We start from the raw sequence: 358 nt of genomic DNA, 5'->3' as shown, positions 1-358 counted from the left end.
CTCTCTCAGTATAAGCTGTGAATAGTGAATAGACAGCACGCCTGTGAGCAACATGAGTAAAGCATACCCCAGCAATCTGACTCGTGACCAGTATGAATTGATAAGTGACATGATTCCAGAACCAAAACCAGGAGGTCGTCGGCGTGAAGTCGATATGTGGGAAATCCTGAACGCGATATTTTATGTGTTGGTAGAAGGATTCAGATGGCGGAGTTTGCCTGGGGATTTTCCAGCATGGCAGACAGTGTACACATATTTCCGCAATTGGCGGAAGGATGGAACATGGTTGCGTATCCACGATAGCCTACGAGATTGGACAAGGATTGAAATCGAACGTCATTCTTTACCGTCTGAGGCG

Annotated in this window: 1 protein-coding gene; it reads left to right on the top strand. The window is 46.6% G+C overall.

Annotated features, from left to right (window positions below; translation table 11 throughout):
• Positions 1-52: 52 nt before the first annotated feature.
• The coding region (locus FFR48_RS28545) for a transposase (RefSeq protein WP_137669639.1) at positions 53-358 on the top strand (306 nt) is incomplete at its 3' end.

The organism is Sphaerospermopsis reniformis, assembly GCF_005402885.1.
GTDB lineage: Bacteria > Cyanobacteriota > Cyanobacteriia > Cyanobacteriales > Nostocaceae > Sphaerospermopsis > Sphaerospermopsis kisseleviana.
This window is presented reverse-complemented; position numbering and strand designations above follow the sequence as displayed.